Here is a 17,191-nt window from a genome sequence, read left to right on the forward strand (position 1 = left end):
CATGATTTTCTGGATGGCGGCTGCGGTTGGATTGGCGATCGCCTATCTCCTCGGTTCGATACCCACGGGCTATCTGGCAGGCAAACTGCTTAAAGGCATCGATATGCGGCAGCATGGCTCTAAGTCCACCGGCGCAACGAACGTATTGCGGACGCTCGGCAAATGGCCGGCGTCGATGGTGCTTCTGGTCGATGTACTGAAAGGTGTGGGCGCAATCGCCTTTGCTCGCTGGTTCTGCCTCTGGCTTTCGACAGTCCCATCAGCCACGCCACCGACAGCGCTCGATCTGCAGAGCTCGGAACCCTGGGCTGTTTGCCTGGCGGGACTTGCCGTGTTGCTTGGGCATAGCCGGTCGGTTTGGCTCAATTTTACCGGAGGCAAGTCGGTTGCGACGGGGCTCGGTGTGCTGCTGGCGATGTCATGGCCCGTGGGTTTAGGGGCCGCAGTGGTTTTCGGCGCCGCGCTGGCTATCTCGCGGATTGTTTCCCTCAGTTCGATGCTGGCGGCGTTGACGGCCATGGCCCTGGTCTGCGGCCTGGAGCAGCCGCTGCCCTACCGGCTGCTGGTGATCGCAGGCGGCGTTTACGTGATTGTGCGCCATCGCGCCAACTTTCAGCGGCTGCTGGCTGGGACCGAGCCACGTCTGGGCAAAATTGCCTAAGAGAAAAGCGCAATGACACGATGGACGGCTTGCTGCGGGAAGCAGGATCAAGCCTGCCGGATGATGGCGCCAATCGCATTGACGAGAAGCCGCGCGGCGGTGAGCGCCGACAGGCCATCAATGTCGGCGGGAGGATAGAACTCGACAAGGTCGAATCCCGCGATCCTTGCCCGCCTGCCGAGGCCGGCGATCAGGTCGATCACCTCAGTGTAGGTGAGGCCACCAGGGGTACGCGCCGCCACACCAGGCATGATGCCGGGATCGATGCTGTCGCAATCAAGGGTGACGACGACCTGCGCTCCTTCCGGGATATGCCGGAGGGCCGCGCCGACACCCTGGCCATGAATCTCGCGAGCGGTGACAAAACAGCTGCCATAGCTTTGCGCCGCTTCGATGTCGGCGGTACGCGCGCTGCCGACGCTGCGCAGGCCGACTTGCACCATGCCGGCGACATGCGGCATCTCGCTCGCCCGGCGCATCGGACTTGAATAGCCGTAATGTTCGCCATGCACCTCGTCGCGCCAATCGATATGGGCGTCGATCTGCAGGACCCAGACCGGCCCTTGCGCCGCAAAGCCGGCAAGGAAAGGAATGGTCACGGAACAGTCGCCGCCGAGCAGGATCGGAATGGCCGGTAATGCCAAGACCTCACGCGTCTTCGCCTCGATCCGCGCCCGGTTGCCGATATTGTCGTGCATGGTTGTCTCGACATCGCCGGCGTCGATGCATGAGATCGGCTGGCCGCCGAACAGCGGACCCCCGAGATCGAAATCCCAGTGCTCGACGAGCCCGGCGTCGTCCTGGCTTGCAGCACGAATGGCGCCTGAGGCCAAGGCATAGCCGCTGCTGTCCTTGCCGGGATAGGTGGTGCCGTGAGCCGCCGCGAAAATCACCCCGCGGGGCAAGCGGTCATCAGCGAGGCGATTGGGGAGGCCGAGAAAGGAGGGCGAGGCGGTCATTTCCTGATGGTCCTGCGTTCGATCCTGACCTGTTTAGCTTCTTTGAAAATTTTTGAGAACTTCTTGGGAGAATTACGGTGCTCGTCAAATCCCGCAGTCTTGCCTCGCCGGTTGCCTGCTGCTGCCGCTGGTCCTCAACGCATGGCTGATCTGGCCGCTGGTTTTCGTCTGGGGCGGGGCTCGTTCGGGATCTACACCATGTCGCCTATCCAGCTCGGCGAGTGTTTCACCGGCAAGGCCCTGATCGCCAGCAACGCGGCCTTCGCCTTGGCTTGGGGCTCGCGGCATGGCGGGCTCGCCGGCGGCAGAATTGGCGATGAAGCTGATCGGGCATCAAGGGCTGCCGATGTCGCTTGGCCTGCTCAGCTGCGTCCTGGCGGTGTTTATGATGGCCAGGAGACGGCGGGCGGATGAACCCCTGCCCTCGAATTTCAGGCCTTGCGTTGCAAATATATAACGTATTATATAACATTCAATACAATGGAGAACGGGCATGGTCGAAGATGTGGTCCGAACGCTCGGTTTTCTGTGCATGGGCAGCCGGTTGCGGCGGATCGGAGAGAGGCTGCAGTCCGATACGCAGCAGGTCATCGACGAAGCCGGTCTCGGCATCCAGGCGGGCCAATATCCCTTTTTGGCAGCGATCGACCGATCGGGCCCGCTGACGATTGGCGAGCTTGCGCAGGCGGTCGGGATCACCCAGCCCGGCGCAACCCGCACCATCGGCCAGCTTCTCGAACTCGGCTTCGTCGATATGCAGCCGGCCCCGGACGATCAGCGCCGCAGACTGGTCTCGCTGACCGGCAAGGGACAGGATCTGGTCGATCATTCGAAGATGGTGATCTGGCCGCGAATCGCAGCCGCCGTTGCGGATCTCTGCGGCGATCTCGACGGGCCCATTCTCGAGCAGCTCGCAGCCATCGAGGACGGGCTTGCGGCGGTGCCGCTTGTGCGCCGCCACGCCGCCAGAACAGGATGATTTTAGGCCTGGTTGGCCTAAAATACTGATCCCGTTCTAATTTAAAGAGTTAGAGCATGATGTCGTCCGAAAACCGCGCACACTTTTCGGCATCATGATCTAAGGAGGAAGAAGCATGACCCATATCCTCGACCGGCCGATCTGGACCGCGCTGGAGACAACGCATGCCGGCCTTGCAGAGGGGAACGAAAATGCGCGGCGATACCCACCATCGATCGTCCCCTTCGCAGCGTCCGCCGACGATAGGCCTGAAAGCCTCGCCGCCCTGGAGATACTGCCGGCGTCGGAGGAGAGCATGATCCTCATAGAAGCCGGGCCGATCGCCATCCCAAGGGGCCTTGCCGTCGTCACGGAAGCATTGGCGGTCCAGATGATTGCCGAGCGGCCGCACGAGCGGATTTCGGATTCCCGCATCGAGAGGCTGTCGGAGGCCGATGCCGCCGATATGCTGGCCCTGGCGACACTGACGAAACCCGGGCCATTCACGCTCAGAGCCCAGAGCCTCGGCAGCTTCTGGGGGATCAGAAGGCAGGGCCGCCTGGTGGCAATGGCCGGGCAGCGGATGCGGCAGACCGGTTTCGTCGAGCTCAGCGGGCTTTGCACCCATCCCGATTGCCAGGGGCGCGGCCTCGGCACCCTGCTCTTCCGCTTCGTTGCCGGCGAAATCGCATCCGGCGGCGATACGGCCTATCTGCATGCCTATGCGGCAAACACGTCCGCCATCGCCCTCTACCTCGCGCTCGGCTTCACGCTACGCTCGCAGATGAACATGCGCGTGGTCAAACGCCGCGGCTGAGCGATGGCACGACGGCGCCGGAGCCCCAGAGCGCCTATCTTACCGCCGCCGGAAGCACTTCGAATTTCCAGAAGTTCTCCGGGCTGAAATAGGTCGTAGCAAACGCGCGAATATCCCCGACGGTAACCTTGTCGTAGCCGCTGAGACTGTCGCGTATCCGCTCCAAGCGACGCGGATCCGTCTGAGCGCCCCGCAGAGATTTGACCCAATATTCGTTGCTCTGCCGCTGATGCTTCAGTGTCTCGGTGATCGGTTCCCGGGCGCGCGCGAACTCGTCCGGGGAGACATCATGCGACCGCAGGTCATTGGCGATTTCGTCGGCAAGTGCATAGAAACGCACGATCTTTGCCGGCTCCGTCTCGACGTAGAAAAATGCGTAGCCGAAGCCGGGGATTTCCCGTGACAGGTTCGCGTCACCCTCCAGGACATAACTTGCGCCTTCCGCAATACGAAACTGTTCGATCAGCCTGTTCTGGAAAATCTGGGTGGCGATATTAGCGGTGAAGGACCGCGGCAGATCCGAGAGCAAATCGCCGATCGGAGCCCCGAAGGCGGCGGCCGCGTTATCCGCCCTGCCGCTATGGGTCAGCAAAACGGGCGTCTTGTTCGCCGCCGGAAAACGCACGTCACCCCACTCCTTGCTCGGCGCCGCCTCCGGCCGCGGCGGCAAAGCGCCAAAGGTTTCGGCTGTCATCCGGATTGCGTCATCCACCGTGAGGTCGCCGACGATGGTGATATCGATCGGGCCGGTGGAAACCATGGGCCGGAACTGCGCCTCGAAATCGTCCGGCTTGGCGGCGGACAACGCAGCGCGATCGGGAAAGGTCCAGCGCGGATCGCCGGAATGAACGAGACCTCCGAAATCACGACTGACAACGCCGCCGGGGGTCGCCTGATACTGATCGAGGCCACTCAAATAGGCCTGCTGCACCCGCTTGAATGCCTCCGGGCGGTACGCGGGATCGGCGGTGTATGCCGTCATCAGCTGCAATTGCGTCGCAACATCTTCAGTCCGGGTGCGGCCGTCGAAACTGAAGGAACTGTCGCCGACCGAGAAGTCGATGCCGACGATGTTGGCCGTGAGCGCTTTCTGGATATCCTGGTAATCCATGGCCTTTACGCCGGACAGCGCGACAGCCGGAGACGCCCAGATCGGGGCGGGATGGTCCTGCGGCAGGTCCAGCCGGCCGCGGCCGATATCTTCGCGCACCAGCACTTCGTTGGCGCGCAGCTTGGTCGGCTTGACCGTAAGCCGGACGCCATTGGAAAAGCGCACCATGGTCACGCCGAGATCGTCGACGGCGCGGCGTTCGACCACGGCGCCCGGCTCGCCGAAATGGGTGTAGGGCCAGGCGACGTCGGCTGCACCGGATGATGCCGAGACGGCAATAGCCTTTGAAGCATCATAGGCTTGCCGAACCGCGTCGGCTCCGCCCTGGGGTGATTGGGCCGTCTGCAGCACGACCTGCGGACCGTTGCCGGAGAAGGCATGCCGCAGCGCCTGATTGACCTCGGCTGCCGTGACGTCCTTCGTGATCGTCTCGAACAGCGAAAGGTCTTCGGCGGGCGACGTGAAGACCTGATTGTCATCGACGCTGCTGGCCAGCATGGAAGCGATGTCGGTGGTCGTGCGCGTCGCGGCTCCGGCGGCAGCAGCCTGGAGGAACGAGCGATATTCGAGGATTTCACGATCGAGTTCAGCCTGCGAAACGCCGAACTCCTCGATTCGCCGCTGCTCCTGGTCGATGGTCGTGAGCGCCGCCTGCCATTTATCCGGCTCGGAATTCGCCACGATCAGGACGATATGCGCGGAATCAAGAAGAACCTGAGAGCCGGCGACCGCACTGATGAAAGGGGCATCCGCCTTGCTGGCAATGGTGCTCACCCGGCGTTTGAGCACCAACAGGCCGAAATCTTCGATAAGCTGCGTGCGGCGCTTGGCAAATGTGTCAGGCGCGGCGTTATTAGGACGGGTCCAGGCAATCTGGATGCTGGTCATGCCGCCGGGAACAGCGAGAACGTCGGCGCTTTCGCCTTTCGTCTCCAGTGTGCCCAGATCCGGTTTTGTCGGTGTCGGACCCACGGCCTTCCAGTCGACGAAATGCTGCCGGATTTGGGTTTCCATGGCGGCCGGGTCGATATCGCCCACCACCATCAGCGTTGCCCGCTCGGGCCGGTAATTGGCCCGGTAATAATCACGCACGAGACCCACAGGCGCATTGCTGATGATGTCGGTTTTGCCGATTGGCACGCGGATGGTGGCGCGGCGGCCGGCGAGCAACGAATTCATGATTCCGAGTCCTGCGCGATATTGCGGCGTGTCGCGCAGCCGCTCCTCCGACAGGATGACGCCGCGTTCGCGATCGAAGGCGCTGGCATCGAGGGTCAGCTCGCTCGCCGTCTCCCGCATCAGCATCAGGCCCGTCGAAACCGTGTCGGCATCGACCTCGGGGAGATCGAGCGCATAGACAGTCTCGTCATAAGAGGTGTGAGCGTTGGTGTCAGGCCCAAAGGCCAGGCCCTTTCGCTGCAGGATACGGATAATCTCCCCTTCGGCGACATGCGTCGAACCCTTGAAGGCCATGTGCTCCAAAAAATGCGCCAGGCCCTGCTGGTTGTCGTTCTCCTCAAGCGAGCCGGAGCCGATGCGAAAGCGGATCGCTGCCTGCCCGGGGGGCGTGGCATTGCGCATGATCGCAAACCGCATTCCATTGGCGAGCGTGCCGAAATGGACGTTGGTGTCGGCTTGGAGGTCGCTTTGCGTTTGTGGCCATGACGTGGACGAGGTGTCCGCAAAGGCCGACGACGCGAAACTTGCGACAAGGGCGACCGTCGCGAGAAACCGCCAGGCGGCGGAGCATTTCATTTTATGAGACATTCTTGTCCAGGGATAAGCGTGAAAGAGATGGATCGCGTTGATCTGACTATTCCACAGGTTGCATTTCTCTTCAACTTCTATGTGTACCAATGGACGAGACGGCAAAACTCCGGCCAGCCGCTTCCGCCAATGTCAGACCAATGTCATCGAAACCTCCTAAGGGATTGCGCCTTATCTGTCACCAGGAGGCGTTTTCGATGGCGACATTGCAGCAGGTCGCTTTCCGGGCCGGATGCTCGCTGGCAACCGCAAGCCGGGTTCTCAACCGTGACGGACCGGCGAGCGACCTGATGGTGCGCAAGGTGCGCCGCGCCGCCGCAGAGCTCGGCTATCGCCCGGCCGGCCTTTCCGCCGGGCGACTCGGGCGCCGGCCGGTGGTCGGCGTGCTGATTCCGAGCATCACCAATCCTGTGTTTGCCTCGTCGCTGTCGAGCATCCAGAACCGCATGCTGGTCGCCGGCCACGGAGTTTTGATCGCCCAGTCGAATTACGATCCGGCGCGCGAGGCCGATGCCGTCACCGCCCTGCTCAACGACCGCCCAACCGGGCTGATCCTCACCGTCTGCGATCCGTCGACCAGCGAGGCGCTGCTGGCCAGATTGCCGCCGACCGTGCTGCTCAACAACCTGCCGACCGCGCAGTTTCCGGCGGCCGTCACCGCCGACAATCGCGGCGCCGGCCGCGAGATCGCCACTTTCCTGATCGGCATGGGCCATCGCCGCATTCTCTTCCTCTCCGGCAATTTCGCCGCCTCCGACCGCGCCCGCATGCGCTACCGGGGTTATCTCGACGCCATGGCCGAGAATGGGCTGCCACCGCTCGACGCCGTGCAGATCCCCTTCGTCGGCGGCTACGACCAGATCGATCTCGGCACTGCGATGACCGCGCTTGCGCCGACGGCGATCATCGCCTCCAACGACCTTCTGGCGCTCGGCGTCATCGGCGCGCTGAAGCGCGAGGGGCTGTCAGTGCCGCGGGATGTGTCGGTTGCCGGCTTCGACGGCATCGCCATCGGCCGGTTGATCGATCCACCGCTGACGACAATTGAAATGCCGGATGCCAGCATGGGGGCGACGGCCGCCTCGCTGTTGCTGGACATGGCAGAGAATGCCGCCCCTGCCCGCCATCTCGATGTCGCCTATACGCTCCGCCGCGGCGGCACGGTGCGCGCCATCTGAAGCTTCGAAACAAAAGGGCCGCCACGCGCTCGGCGTGACGGCCCGATACTCTTTTCTGACGGGCAGGATCATCAGCTGCGCGGCAGCATGCCCTCGACATCGGCGGCCGCGTCGTCTAGCGCTTCCTTCGGCTCGGCCGACTGGTCGACGATGCGCGAGAGGTTGTCGACGATCGTCTGGGTGACCTTGACGCCGTTCGAGCCGGGGAAGGCATACCACGGGATCATCACCGGCATCTGGCTGAGGCCTGCCTGGAACAGCGGGTTCTGCTTGTAGAAATCGCCGAGATATTCAGGCGACTTGGCGGCAAGCTCGTTGTTCGGGACGTAACCGGTGCCGGGCACGACGACGGAAGCGCCGTAAGGGCCGGCGGCGAATTTGGCGAACTTCCAGGCGGCGTCCTGCTTGGCGGCGTCATGCGTCAGGATGACGACGGCGTTGCCGCCGGTGGGAAGACGGCCGTTCACCGGATCGATCAGCGGGATCTTGGCGGTGCGCAGATCGAACTTGTCACCGACATTCTTGATCGTGTTGCGCAGCGCGCCTGTCGTCTGGAATTCGAAACCGACCTTGCCGGCTGCGAAAGCCTGTTCGCCGGCAGGCTTGGTGAAGACCGGCATGCCGCCCTCGGTGACCAAACGATGCAGGATCTCGACGGCCTTTTCGCCTTCCGGGCCGTTGAAGGCGACCTTGCTTTCGTCGTCACTCAGCATCCTGCCGCCGGCGCCGAAGAGCAGCGCCGAAAACATCCAGTCGTCGCCCTGCCAGCGGAAATCGATGCCGTTGACGCCGTTGCCGAGCGCCTTGATCTTGCCGCCGAGCGCGATGACCTCGTCCCAGGTCTTCGGCGGATTGTCGGGATTGCCGCCGGCCGCCTTCACGAGGTCGGCGTTGTAATACATGATCGGGTTAGAGGTTGCGAAAGCGAGGCCCACCTGCTTGCCCTTCACCTGGGCGAGCTTGAGGATCGTGTCGGAGAAGCCCTGCTCGACCATGTTGCCGTCTTTCTTGACGAGCGGGCCGAGGTCGACGGCGACATCGCGTTCGTCGAGCATGCGCAGGCGGTTCAGGCCGATGAAGGTGATGTCGGGCATTTCGCTGGTGCCGACCTGGCGAAGGATCGTCTGGATGCCTTCCTCATAGGTTGCCGAGGGGCTGGCGAACTGGATCTTGATATCGGGGTTTTCTGCCATGAACTTCTTCGAGATCGAGTCCATCACGTCCTTGAAGAAGCCCGGCATCGGGTAGTGAACCGTCAGCGTCGTCTCGGCATGCGCGGGAAGCGCGATTGCCATCGATACGGCCGCTGCGGCGAGAAGCTGGGTGATATGTTTCATCGCTCGTTCTCCTGGTTGAAGCCGGTCAGCCTTTGAGACCGGTCATGGTGATGCCCTCGACGAAACGCTTCTGCGCAAGCAGGAAGGCGGCGACGAGAGGAAGGGTAATGATCAGGGTCGCCGCCATCAGCGCGCCGTAGTCGTCGCCGGCCTCGGCGGCGCGGAAATACATCAGCCCGAGCGGCGGCGTGGCATAGTCCTGCTTGCTGATGACGATCAGCGGCCAGTAGAGATCGTTCCAATGGGCGACGACCGAGAAGATCGCGAAGGCAGTAACCGCCGGCCAGGCATTCGGCACGATGACGCGGGCGACGATGCCGAGCTCCGACATGCCATCAAGACGGGCGGCATGGATGAGATCGTCGGGCATGGCGCGGAAGAACTGCAGGAACATGAAGATCGCGAAGACCGAAAGGGTGAAGGGCGCGACAAGAGCGGCATAGCTGTTGAGCAGCGAGGCGCGGTCGAAGGCGACATAGAGCGGCAGCGCCGTCGCATGGATCGGCACGAGAAGGCCGAGCATGACCAGCACCATCATGGCCCGCGCCGCGCCGAAGCGCAGCTTGGCCATGGCGTAGGCGCAAGGGATCGCCACCAGCACCTGGAAGAAGAAGATCAGCCCGCAGACGACGACGCCGTTCCACAGGAGCCGCGCCATCGGCACCCGGCTCAAGGCCTTCGCGAAATTCTCGATATAGGAGAGAGGCGCAGGGATCAGCGACAGCGACGAGGTGAAGATGTCGCTCTGGGTCTTGCCGGCTGCCGAGATCATGAAGATGTAGGGCGCGAGGAAGATGATCGCCCCAAGGGAAAGCAGGCTCAGGCGGATGACCCTGCCGAGGGAAAAAGCGTTCGTCATCATGTGTAATGCACCCGGCGGTCGAGAAGGCGGTACTGCAGGAACATCAGCACCACGAGGATCAGCAGAAACACCACGGTCATCGCCGAGGCATAACCGACCCGCAGGTAGACGAAGCCCTCCTGGTAGATCGTAAAGAGCAGCACCTCGGACGCCTTGTTCGGGCCGCCTTCGGTCAGCGTCTTCACCGTCTCGAACACCTTGACCGCATTGGTGATGCTGATGGTGATGACGAAGAGCGTTGTCGGCCCGAGCATCGGCCAGGTCACCAGCAGGAAGCGGTCGAAGGAGGATCTGGCGCCGTCCACTTCGGCTGCGGCGTAAAGCTCGCGCGGGATCGCCGTCAGCCCAGCGAGGAAGAGCACCATGTTGAAGCCGGCAGATTGCCAGACGCCGATGATCGACAGGCTGTAGAGCACGGTGCCGGAGCTGCCCAGCCAGTTCGGGCCGGGCAAGCCCGCCAATGCCAGCAGCGCATTGAGCGGGCCGATCGTCGGGTGGAACATATATTGCCAGACGGTCGCCATGGCGACGATCAGCGAGGCGACCGGCAGAAAATAGGCGGTGCGGAAGAAGCTGCGGGCGGCGGTCTCGCTTTCGATCAGCATGGCGATGCCGAGACCGAGCAAGATCGAAACCGGCGCCACGACCGCCGTATAGACCGTGGTATTCCACAGCGACTTGCGAAATGTGCGGTCGGTGATCAGATGCGCGTAGTTCTCGAAACCGACGAAACGGAACTTGCCGTAGCCGAGTTCGAAATCGGTAAAGCCGAGCACCACGACAGCCGCGACCGGCAACAGCACGAAGAGAAAAAGCAGGACGATTGCCGGCAGCACCAGCATCCAGGCGATGCGGGCCTCGCTGCGGCGATGGGCAATGGCGGAATTGCCAGGGATGGCCAGGGAGGCAACGCTAGCCATGCGCCCTCTCCCGCTCGGCATCGGCATTGGTATCGGTACCGGCGAGCCCGGCATCAGCGCTGCTGAGCCCGGCATCGCCACCGGCGACGAAGCCGGCCAGCCGGCTGCCGTCTTCGGCAAAGATCAGCGTGCGGCCGGGCGACAATCGCAGCCCCACGGCATCCCCTGCTGCAAGCGCAGAGGCTTCGGACGGCTGTACCTTGGCGATGATAGTCTCGCCGATCGCGTCGAGCCGGCAATGGAGGATGACTTCGGACCCCAGAAATTCGACGCGTTCGATCCGGGCGGCAAGGCCGTCATGCCGGCTCCTGGCGAGAAAAACGAATTCCGGGCGAATGGCAAGCGTCACCGGCATCTTCCTGTCGGGCGCATTCTCAAGCGTCAGCCGCAGGCCGCCGCAGAGAACGACGCCGCCTTCGGCAAAGGCCGGAAGCAGGTTGATGCGCGGCTGGCCGATGAAGCGGGCGACCTCGATATGGGCCGGATCGTCGTAGATGACCTGAGGGCTTGCGATCTGCAGCAATTGGCCGCCCATCATCACGGCGACGCGGTCGGCCATCGACAGCGCCTCTGCCTGGTCATGGGTGACATAGAGCGTCGGCACGCCGGCACGGCGATGCAGTTCGACGATCTCGCCGCGGGCGTGGACACGCAGGTTGGCGTCGAGGTTGGACAGTGGCTCGTCCATCAGGAAGATGCTCGGCTGGCGCACCATGGCGCGGGCGAGCGCCACGCGCTGCCGCTGGCCGCCCGACATCTGGCCGGGCTTGCGGTCGAGCAGGTGGTCGATTTTCAGCGATGTCGCCATTTCCCTGACGTCGCGGGCGATCGCCTCACGCGTGGCGCGCTGGCCCGGAATCAGCGATCCGATGAAAGGCAGCCGCTCTGTTCTCGACAGCCGACGCATCGCCAGCGGCACGGCGATATTCTCAGAGGCCGTCAGATGCGGATAGAGCGCGTAGGACTGAAAGACCATGGCTATGTTGCGGTCGGCAGCCGCCACACCGGACATATCCCGTCCGCCGATCAGGATTTCGCCATGGTCGGCATGGTCGAGGCCAGCCAGGACGCGCAGCAGCGTGCTCTTGCCGCAGCCGGAAGGGCCGACCAGCGCGATGAATTCGCCGGCGCCGACATCGAGGCTGACGCCATTGAGGATCTGGTTGCCACCGAAGGCCTTGGTGATGCCACGAAGCGAAAGCGCGCTCATTCGACCGGCTCCCGCGGCTTGACTGCCTGCGGATAGACCTCGAGCACGACATCGTCGAGCACATGTGCTGTCATGCCGGGAACGGCAACGATCTCGCTTTCGACCGCTGTATCGAACTCGTGGACGACGGCGCCGATCAAGCGCTCGCCCGGCATCTCGCGCTCCATCTTGTCGATGATGAAGGCCGCCGACGGACCCCAGGTTAGCTGGGTGTTGTCGAAACGACCCTGCCAGGCCCAGTGAAGGTGGCCGCTGGCAAATAGCGCCACGTCATGGGCTGCTATCAAATCATAAAGCCGCCGGCGCTGCGCCGGACGAACGCTCCAGTAGCCGGTATCGCCTTCATCCGGCGCATCGACGAACAGTGGCTTATGCGCAAACAGAGCCACGCGCCGCCCTGCCCTGTCTTCGAGCGCCTTGGCGAGCCATTCGAACTGGGCCTCTTCCTCCTCATCCTCATGGCCGAGAAGCAGTGAATTCAAGCCGATGAAGCGCCAGCCGGCCGCATCCTCCAGCCAGCGATCGTCACCGGCAAGGCTGCGCCAGCGGGCCAGCCGCTCACGATTGACGGGCTGGTCGGATCCCTGGAGATGGCCGACATCGTGATTGCCGGGGACGATCAGCATCGGGATCGACACCTGGCGCATCAGATCCATCGAGAAGGTTATGTCCTCGTGCTTGTCGGCGCCATCGACGGTGAGATCGCCGGTGTGGACGATCAGGTCGGCGCCGGTCGCTTCGATCCAGCTCAGAAGCGGCGCCCAGTTGCCGTTGAAATGCGGCTTGTTCGGGCTGAAATGGGTGTCGGTGATCTGAATGATTTTCATGAGCGCGTCTCCGAGACCTTAGGAGCGCGTCGTGCGCACTCCCTTCTCGGGCCCTCTCTAGAAGGCTCCCATGTCAATCAGACACTTGATGTTTTCAGCTGTTTCTCAGTTCTGACATCTATTTGTCATGCAAGGAAGGGTGCCCGCCGCAACGGGCAGCCTTCTCCGGCATTTGGAATTCAAAACGCGCTGGGATCAGTGCCGTCGCCCGTTGGCGGGAATGGACGATACCGTTGCCGAGACAGGGTCGCTTGCCGGGAAGCTGTCCTCAAGACCTTCATTGAGTTCTTCCTCCAGCACCGCGCTGTCGTGCGTCGAACGTGCGCTCGGTTGGCCGATCAGGCCCTTGCTGCCTTCGTCGAAATTGCCGTTGCTCAAGGCATCGTAACGGTTGATGCTGCCATCCGCCTCCCCGTCGGCAAAGCTGGTCAGCTGAACCATCATCACCTTGGCGTGGTCGACGGCCTTGGATTGGTCGAGATCGCCGTGAGAGTTGTCGATCTTGACGGAAACCGATTCCCCTCCCTCGCCCAAGAATTCGACGGTGAAGATGTCACCGGCCTGTGACACTCGCGTATCGATCAACTGCATGGAAACCTCCTGTGTCCGTCGATATCAACGGCAATCACCGTCCGTGAGTTCCACGGCAAGGTCATCCAGCGCTGACGGTGTGGCCCGGACCTTGGCAACCGCCGGGCCTTTCCGTGACGCTTATGGTTAATTTATTAATAATTCAGAGTTTATAAAGGCAACGAAGCGGCCTTTCCGAGTGTTGATGGTGCGCCGCGGAGGAACCCCGATGATCCTGAAAATCCTTGCCCCCAAGATCGACACCGATAGCCACGACACCGGCACTTATGCCGATGGGATCTTTGCCGAAAACCGGATCGATCTGTCGGCTCGCCGCGATGGCCGCCGCCGCTCTCAGCACGAGCGCGATTACGGTGCCGGCAGAAAACTGGAAAACCTGCCGATCGGGTTTGCCTGAGCGCCGTGTGCGCTCATTGCCTGCTACCTTAAAAGGCGTGACGCGCGATGCGTCACAGCCTGCGAAAAACCAGGACGCCTGATGCAGGCAGCACGGCATCGAGCATTCTCGCCGTGGCTCTGATGTTTTCGCCGCTGTTCCACCGATGAAGTACGACCACCCGATCTTCATCATGGGCGTAAAGAATGGCACTGTTGCGGATCTCGGCAGTTTCGCGGCGCTTCACTTCGTGGCCTCTGGTTGTGGGCTGCCACATCACCCGTACTTCCAGCCCGCTCTTGCCGGCATGACATTCCCGGCCACATTCCTCCGTTGACGCCACTTGCAGCATTGGAGAAGTTCTTGCCCTGGATCGCCTATATCGTTCATTTCATCGCCGCGGCATTTCTGACCAACGGCATCCCGCATTTCGTCAACGGCGTCAGCGGCCGGCGCTTCCGCATCCCGTTTTCGCAACGTGGCAAGCTCGGCTCGCCGATAGCAAATGTCGTCTGGGGCTGGGCGAATTTCCTGATTGCCTTCCTGCTGTTCGCCAATATCGGGCCGCTCTATATCGGTACGCCGGGCGATACAATCTTCGTCGCAGTTGGCATGCTTGTCACCGGCATCCCGCTCGCCCGAATTTTCGAGGGGGATGAGCGTTAATTTAGTGCCACTTCCTGACCGCTGATTACGAGCGCAAATCGGTCGGGAAGCTAAGCCTAACGGTCGTTCCGTGCCCAGGCGAGGAATAGATGGATGCCTCCCCGCCGCTCTGACGGACAAAGCCGTACACCATGGCAAGGCCGAGCCCTGCTCCACCGTGGAAGCCTCGTGTGGTGAAATAGGGCTCGAAAGCTTTGTCTATCACCTCTGGGCTCATGCCTATGCCGCTGTCGGTCACCGAAATCAGCAAGATTTCCGTCGTTGCCGTCGCGCCGATAACGATGATGCCTCCCAGCGGCATCGCTGCCGAAGCGTTGAGACAGAGGTTCAGAACGGACTGTTCCAAGAGAGCCGCGTCGAGCGATACGACCGGCAGGTCAGCATCCAGCTCCAGCTTTATGTGGCACTTTGCACCGACGGCGATCTCCAGGATATCGGCCATCCCGCGGAGAAGGCTGGCGACATCCACCGGGCTTGGATAGAAGGGCTGTTGGCTGCCGATCGATAACATGCTGCCAGCCAGCGACCGTCCTCTCTCGGCAGCCTTGCGGATCCGGGCAATGTTGCGTTTCTGCCGATCGTTGAAGCCGGTTTCACGCTCCAGAAGGCCGAGGCTGCCGGTGATGATGCCGATCATGTTGCCCACCTCGTGGCTCACCTGATGCGTCATGCGCATGATACCGTCCAGCCGCTGAACCTTTGCCGCTTCCGCCTCCTGTCGATCCATCAGCGTTACGTCGCGTGCCAGAAGAACGATGCCGCCCTCCGGCTGTCGTGACACGGAGATCTCGATCACGCGCTGGTCACCGGTCCGATGGCGGACGACTGCACGTTCCAACAGGGCGCCGCGATCCGGATCGGAGGGCAGCAAAGCGGGATCAATTTCCGGCACGGGCTCGACAAACCGGCGCAGCGGCAATTTCCGCGCAGAACCCGAGTGGCCAAACAGTTCGATGATCCGCCTGTTCATGGTGATCGGTCGCCCCATCTTGTCGAAAAGCGCGATCCCCTCGTTCATGTTGCGAAAGGTCGAACGGATGGTGCGAGCGGCGGCTTCTGCCGTGCGTCTCAATCGAGACACGCGATCCACGCTGTCCTTGAAAGCGCGGAAAGCATCCAGCAAACGCACAAGCTCCGTTTCATCTCCGCCATAGGCTGGCGGGCCCACTTCCCTTTCACCCTTGGCGAGCGCATTCATGCCGTTCGACAGCGCGACGATGCCCCGCGACACGCGCATGACCGACCGGATGGAGAAAATCGCCATGACGAGCACAAGCAGGAAAGCCAAAGCTACGGTGACCAGAAGCCGGCTCAAGGCATCGGAGGTCGAAAGAAGATCGTCGTTCAGCTGGCGTGCAACTGCATCGCTTTGCGTCTCCGTTGCATGGGAGAGGTCGCGGGAGACGGCATGCAGTTTTGCGACCGCCGCCCGGATCGCGAACATGTTCAAGAGGTATCGTGTTTGAGCTTCGAACACGCGCTCATACGGCTGAAGCTCGGTGGGTTCGGTTCTCCCCTGCGCGGCCGTCGTATCCGCGACGTATCGTCTGCGAAGTTCGCCGAGCTGGAAAAGACTGTCTGACGTGGAAGCTGCCTGCACGATTCCATTCACCTGACTGCGCAAATCGCGATCGACAATGCCTTTGCCGGTCGCCACCTCCCCTAGCGCCGCCGCAGCTTCAGCCTTGTGATTCTGGGCGGCGTCGGCGTCCCTGGCAAGCACAAGCGTCTGTGTCCTGATAAGGTCGAGAAGCTCAACCATCCTCGTGCTGGCAAAGCCGCGGCCAGCCTGGTCTGCTCCGTGAGGCTCGGCCGTCTTCAGCAGGCTGTCGACCTGCAGCACGACAGCGCGGCTCTCACTCGCCACCCGGTAAGGCGAGGTCGAGTTCATCAGGAAGGGCGCGCTCGACACCAGATCGGATACCTGCCGGGAAACGAGCGAGGCCTTGGCGAGGCTCGTGAAGGCCTGCAGGCCGTAGGCAGCCATTTCGTCGCGGGCGCGCTGCAGCCCGTAGATCGCAATCGCTGAAAGACTGAACACCAGGAAGCAGATGAAGGCGATCGCGAAAGGCAAGCGAAAGGCAATCGACGACAGAAAGGAGCGGCTGATCACGCTGACGGCTCGCCGTCGCCGGTGTGCAGGACATAGCCCTTTCCGCGTCGCGTCTTGATATGGCGCGGAAGGTCGGGATTGCGTTCGATCTTTCGCCGGAGCCGCAGAACCAGGACGTCGACGTTGCGATCGATGTAACGATCGCTTTCGGAGCCAAGCCGATCGAGGATCTGTGCCCGGCTGACTGGCTGGTTGGGGGTTTGCGCAAGGATTTCAAGCAAGGCGAATTCAGCCGTCGTCAGCGTTTTGCTGCGATCTGCGAGACAGACGGCTTGCCGGCCCATCAGATCGATGGCCCAATCGCCAAGCAGCAAAGAGGGACGTTCGTGCTCCCGCTCGCTCTCCTTTTCCTGCTTCAGCGACGGCACGGTTCGCCGTAACACAGCTTTGATGCGGGCCGTCAGTTCGATCGGTTCGAACGGCTTGACGACATAATCGTCCGCAGCGGTTTCCAGGCCGAGGACGCGATCGGCGGCGCTGCCGGCTGCCGTCACCATGACAATGCCGATGTTGATCTCTGATCTCAGTTTTTGGGCGAAAGCCCGGCCGGACGTACGCGGCAGGTTATGATCGACAAGTACCAGATGCATCTGCTCTCGGGCCAGAATATCGGTCGCCTCCTCGGCTGAACCCGCGCAGGTCGGAATCCACCCCTCGGCCTCAACAAGATCGGAGATGAGCTCCGCCATATCAGGATCGTCCTCGACGATCAGAATTCTAACCTTCTGATTCAGCACCGCTTGATCCTCCCGGCATTATCATAGGCATGCCGACCCTAATGTTCAAAGACTTGCTGATGATGAGGTTTGTCACATTTGTAATGAATGTAACGTCCTTC

At 62.1% G+C, this 17,191-nt stretch carries 17 protein-coding genes and 1 pseudogene; 7 read left to right on the plus strand and 11 right to left on the minus strand.

What is annotated here, in order from left to right:
* Nucleotide 1: 1 nt before the first annotated feature.
* On the plus strand, nt 2-661 hold the full coding sequence (plsY, locus tag ACS4RS_RS18575) for a glycerol-3-phosphate 1-O-acyltransferase PlsY (RefSeq protein WP_439009781.1): 660 nt from the start codon (nt 2-4) through the stop codon (nt 659-661).
* A 47-nt stretch (nt 662-708) separates the two neighbouring features.
* Here the strand turns inward: plsY and ACS4RS_RS18580 are convergent, their stop codons facing one another.
* Nucleotides 709-1,620, minus strand: coding sequence for an agmatinase (locus ACS4RS_RS18580; RefSeq protein WP_439009780.1), 912 nt, complete (start codon nt 1,618-1,620; stop codon nt 709-711).
* 97 nt (nt 1,621-1,717) lie between these two features.
* Here ACS4RS_RS18580 and ACS4RS_RS18585 point away from each other — a divergent pair.
* The 3 genes and pseudogenes from ACS4RS_RS18585 to ACS4RS_RS18595 form a co-directional block, all read left to right on the plus strand.
* A pseudogene (locus ACS4RS_RS18585) lies at nt 1,718-2,077 on the plus strand (hypothetical protein); the annotation flags it as partial.
* A 36-nt stretch (nt 2,078-2,113) separates the two neighbouring features.
* On the plus strand, nt 2,114-2,599 hold the full coding sequence (locus tag ACS4RS_RS18590; RefSeq protein ID WP_449313774.1) for a MarR family winged helix-turn-helix transcriptional regulator: 486 nt from the start codon (nt 2,114-2,116) through the stop codon (nt 2,597-2,599).
* A gap of 115 nt (nt 2,600-2,714) precedes the next feature.
* Nucleotides 2,715-3,395, plus strand: coding sequence for a GNAT family N-acetyltransferase (locus ACS4RS_RS18595; RefSeq protein ID WP_449313775.1), 681 nt, complete (start codon nt 2,715-2,717; stop codon nt 3,393-3,395).
* A gap of 34 nt (nt 3,396-3,429) precedes the next feature.
* On the opposite strand, the gene ACS4RS_RS18600 is transcribed toward ACS4RS_RS18595, so the two are convergent.
* Nucleotides 3,430-6,273: a M16 family metallopeptidase gene (locus ACS4RS_RS18600; protein WP_449313776.1), complete on the minus strand. Its 2,844-nt coding sequence runs from the start codon at nt 6,271-6,273 to the stop codon at nt 3,430-3,432.
* Between the two features lie 197 nt (nt 6,274-6,470).
* On the opposite strand from ACS4RS_RS18600, the gene ACS4RS_RS18605 reads away from it, so the two are divergent.
* A complete protein-coding gene (locus ACS4RS_RS18605) occupies nt 6,471-7,451 on the plus strand; it encodes a substrate-binding domain-containing protein (RefSeq protein WP_439009778.1) in 981 nt (326 codons plus the stop codon).
* Nucleotides 7,452-7,522: 71 nt separating this feature from the next.
* Here ACS4RS_RS18605 and ACS4RS_RS18610 read toward each other — a convergent pair whose 3' ends face one another.
* The 6 genes from ACS4RS_RS18610 to ACS4RS_RS18635 all read right to left on the minus strand — a co-directional run bounded on the left by ACS4RS_RS18610 (nt 7,523) and on the right by ACS4RS_RS18635 (nt 13,198).
* On the minus strand, nt 7,523-8,788 hold the full coding sequence (locus tag ACS4RS_RS18610; protein ID WP_439009777.1) for an ABC transporter substrate-binding protein: 1,266 nt from the start codon (nt 8,786-8,788) through the stop codon (nt 7,523-7,525).
* Between the two features lie 25 nt (nt 8,789-8,813).
* Nucleotides 8,814-9,650 carry an ABC transporter permease subunit gene (locus ACS4RS_RS18615; protein WP_439009776.1) on the minus strand — a complete coding sequence of 279 codons (837 nt, stop codon included), beginning with the start codon at nt 9,648-9,650 and terminating at the stop codon, nt 8,814-8,816.
* Nucleotides 9,647-10,570: an ABC transporter permease subunit gene (locus ACS4RS_RS18620; RefSeq protein ID WP_439009775.1), complete on the minus strand. Its 924-nt coding sequence runs from the start codon at nt 10,568-10,570 to the stop codon at nt 9,647-9,649. The genes ACS4RS_RS18615 and ACS4RS_RS18620 overlap by 4 nt, the downstream gene beginning before the upstream one ends.
* A complete protein-coding gene (locus tag ACS4RS_RS18625) occupies nt 10,563-11,780 on the minus strand; it encodes an ATP-binding cassette domain-containing protein (protein WP_439009774.1) in 1,218 nt (405 codons plus the stop codon). Before ACS4RS_RS18625 ends, ACS4RS_RS18620 begins: the two co-directional genes overlap by 8 nt.
* Complete coding sequence (locus tag ACS4RS_RS18630; protein WP_439009773.1) at nt 11,777-12,607, minus strand: metallophosphoesterase; 831 nt, start codon at nt 12,605-12,607, stop codon at nt 11,777-11,779. Before ACS4RS_RS18630 ends, ACS4RS_RS18625 begins: the two co-directional genes overlap by 4 nt.
* A 195-nt stretch (nt 12,608-12,802) precedes the next feature.
* Nucleotides 12,803-13,198, minus strand: a complete 396-nt coding sequence (locus tag ACS4RS_RS18635) for a hypothetical protein (RefSeq protein WP_439009772.1) — start codon at nt 13,196-13,198, stop codon at nt 12,803-12,805.
* Between the two features lie 208 nt (nt 13,199-13,406).
* Here ACS4RS_RS18635 and ACS4RS_RS18640 point away from each other — a divergent pair, with 208 nt between their 5' ends.
* Nucleotides 13,407-13,595 carry a hypothetical protein gene (locus tag ACS4RS_RS18640; RefSeq protein ID WP_439009771.1) on the plus strand — a complete coding sequence of 63 codons (189 nt, stop codon included), beginning with the start codon at nt 13,407-13,409 and terminating at the stop codon, nt 13,593-13,595.
* Between the two features lie 52 nt (nt 13,596-13,647).
* On the opposite strand, the gene ACS4RS_RS18645 is transcribed toward ACS4RS_RS18640, so the two are convergent.
* On the minus strand, nt 13,648-13,926 hold the full coding sequence (locus ACS4RS_RS18645) for a hypothetical protein (protein WP_439009770.1): 279 nt from the start codon (nt 13,924-13,926) through the stop codon (nt 13,648-13,650).
* 11 nt (nt 13,927-13,937) lie between these two features.
* Between ACS4RS_RS18645 and ACS4RS_RS18650 the strand changes: the two genes are divergently transcribed.
* Nucleotides 13,938-14,240 carry a hypothetical protein gene (locus ACS4RS_RS18650; protein WP_439009769.1) on the plus strand — a complete coding sequence of 101 codons (303 nt, stop codon included), beginning with the start codon at nt 13,938-13,940 and terminating at the stop codon, nt 14,238-14,240.
* A 25-nt stretch (nt 14,241-14,265) separates the two neighbouring features.
* On the opposite strand, the gene ACS4RS_RS18655 is transcribed toward ACS4RS_RS18650, so the two are convergent.
* Nucleotides 14,266-16,353: a two-component system sensor histidine kinase NtrB gene (locus tag ACS4RS_RS18655; protein WP_439009768.1), complete on the minus strand. Its 2,088-nt coding sequence runs from the start codon at nt 16,351-16,353 to the stop codon at nt 14,266-14,268.
* Nucleotides 16,350-17,090: a response regulator transcription factor gene (locus ACS4RS_RS18660; RefSeq protein ID WP_012557678.1), complete on the minus strand. Its 741-nt coding sequence runs from the start codon at nt 17,088-17,090 to the stop codon at nt 16,350-16,352. The genes ACS4RS_RS18655 and ACS4RS_RS18660 overlap by 4 nt, the downstream gene beginning before the upstream one ends.
* Nucleotides 17,091-17,191 lie beyond the last annotated feature (101 nt).

Origin of the sequence: Rhizobium sp. F40D2, from assembly GCF_051810745.2 — a bacterium.
In the GTDB taxonomy this organism is placed as follows: domain Bacteria; phylum Pseudomonadota; class Alphaproteobacteria; order Rhizobiales; family Rhizobiaceae; genus Rhizobium.

Bases quoted from the DNA above. Each gene is read 5' to 3' on its own strand.
- ACS4RS_RS18620 (WP_439009775.1), bottom strand. From the start codon at position 10,570: ATGGCTAGCGTTGCCTCCCTGGCCATCCCTGGCAATTCCGCCATTGCC.
- ACS4RS_RS18630 (WP_439009773.1), bottom strand. From the start codon at position 12,607: ATGAAAATCATTCAGATCACCGACACCCATTTCAGCCCGAACAAGCCG.
- ACS4RS_RS18600 (WP_449313776.1), bottom strand. From the start codon at position 6,273: ATGTCTCATAAAATGAAATGCTCCGCCGCCTGGCGGTTTCTCGCGACG.
- ACS4RS_RS18640 (WP_439009771.1), top strand. From the start codon at position 13,407: ATGATCCTGAAAATCCTTGCCCCCAAGATCGACACCGATAGCCACGAC.
- ACS4RS_RS18580 (WP_439009780.1), bottom strand. From the start codon at position 1,620: ATGACCGCCTCGCCCTCCTTTCTCGGCCTCCCCAATCGCCTCGCTGAT.
- ACS4RS_RS18615 (WP_439009776.1), bottom strand. From the start codon at position 9,650: ATGATGACGAACGCTTTTTCCCTCGGCAGGGTCATCCGCCTGAGCCTG.
- ACS4RS_RS18645 (WP_439009770.1), bottom strand. From the start codon at position 13,926: ATGCTGCAAGTGGCGTCAACGGAGGAATGTGGCCGGGAATGTCATGCC.
- ACS4RS_RS18590 (WP_449313774.1), top strand. From the start codon at position 2,114: ATGGTCGAAGATGTGGTCCGAACGCTCGGTTTTCTGTGCATGGGCAGC.
- ACS4RS_RS18635 (WP_439009772.1), bottom strand. From the start codon at position 13,198: ATGCAGTTGATCGATACGCGAGTGTCACAGGCCGGTGACATCTTCACC.
- ACS4RS_RS18595 (WP_449313775.1), top strand. From the start codon at position 2,715: ATGACCCATATCCTCGACCGGCCGATCTGGACCGCGCTGGAGACAACG.
- plsY (WP_439009781.1), top strand. From the start codon at position 2: ATGATTTTCTGGATGGCGGCTGCGGTTGGATTGGCGATCGCCTATCTC.
- ACS4RS_RS18605 (WP_439009778.1), top strand. From the start codon at position 6,471: ATGGCGACATTGCAGCAGGTCGCTTTCCGGGCCGGATGCTCGCTGGCA.
- ACS4RS_RS18610 (WP_439009777.1), bottom strand. From the start codon at position 8,788: ATGAAACATATCACCCAGCTTCTCGCCGCAGCGGCCGTATCGATGGCA.
- ACS4RS_RS18625 (WP_439009774.1), bottom strand. From the start codon at position 11,780: ATGAGCGCGCTTTCGCTTCGTGGCATCACCAAGGCCTTCGGTGGCAAC.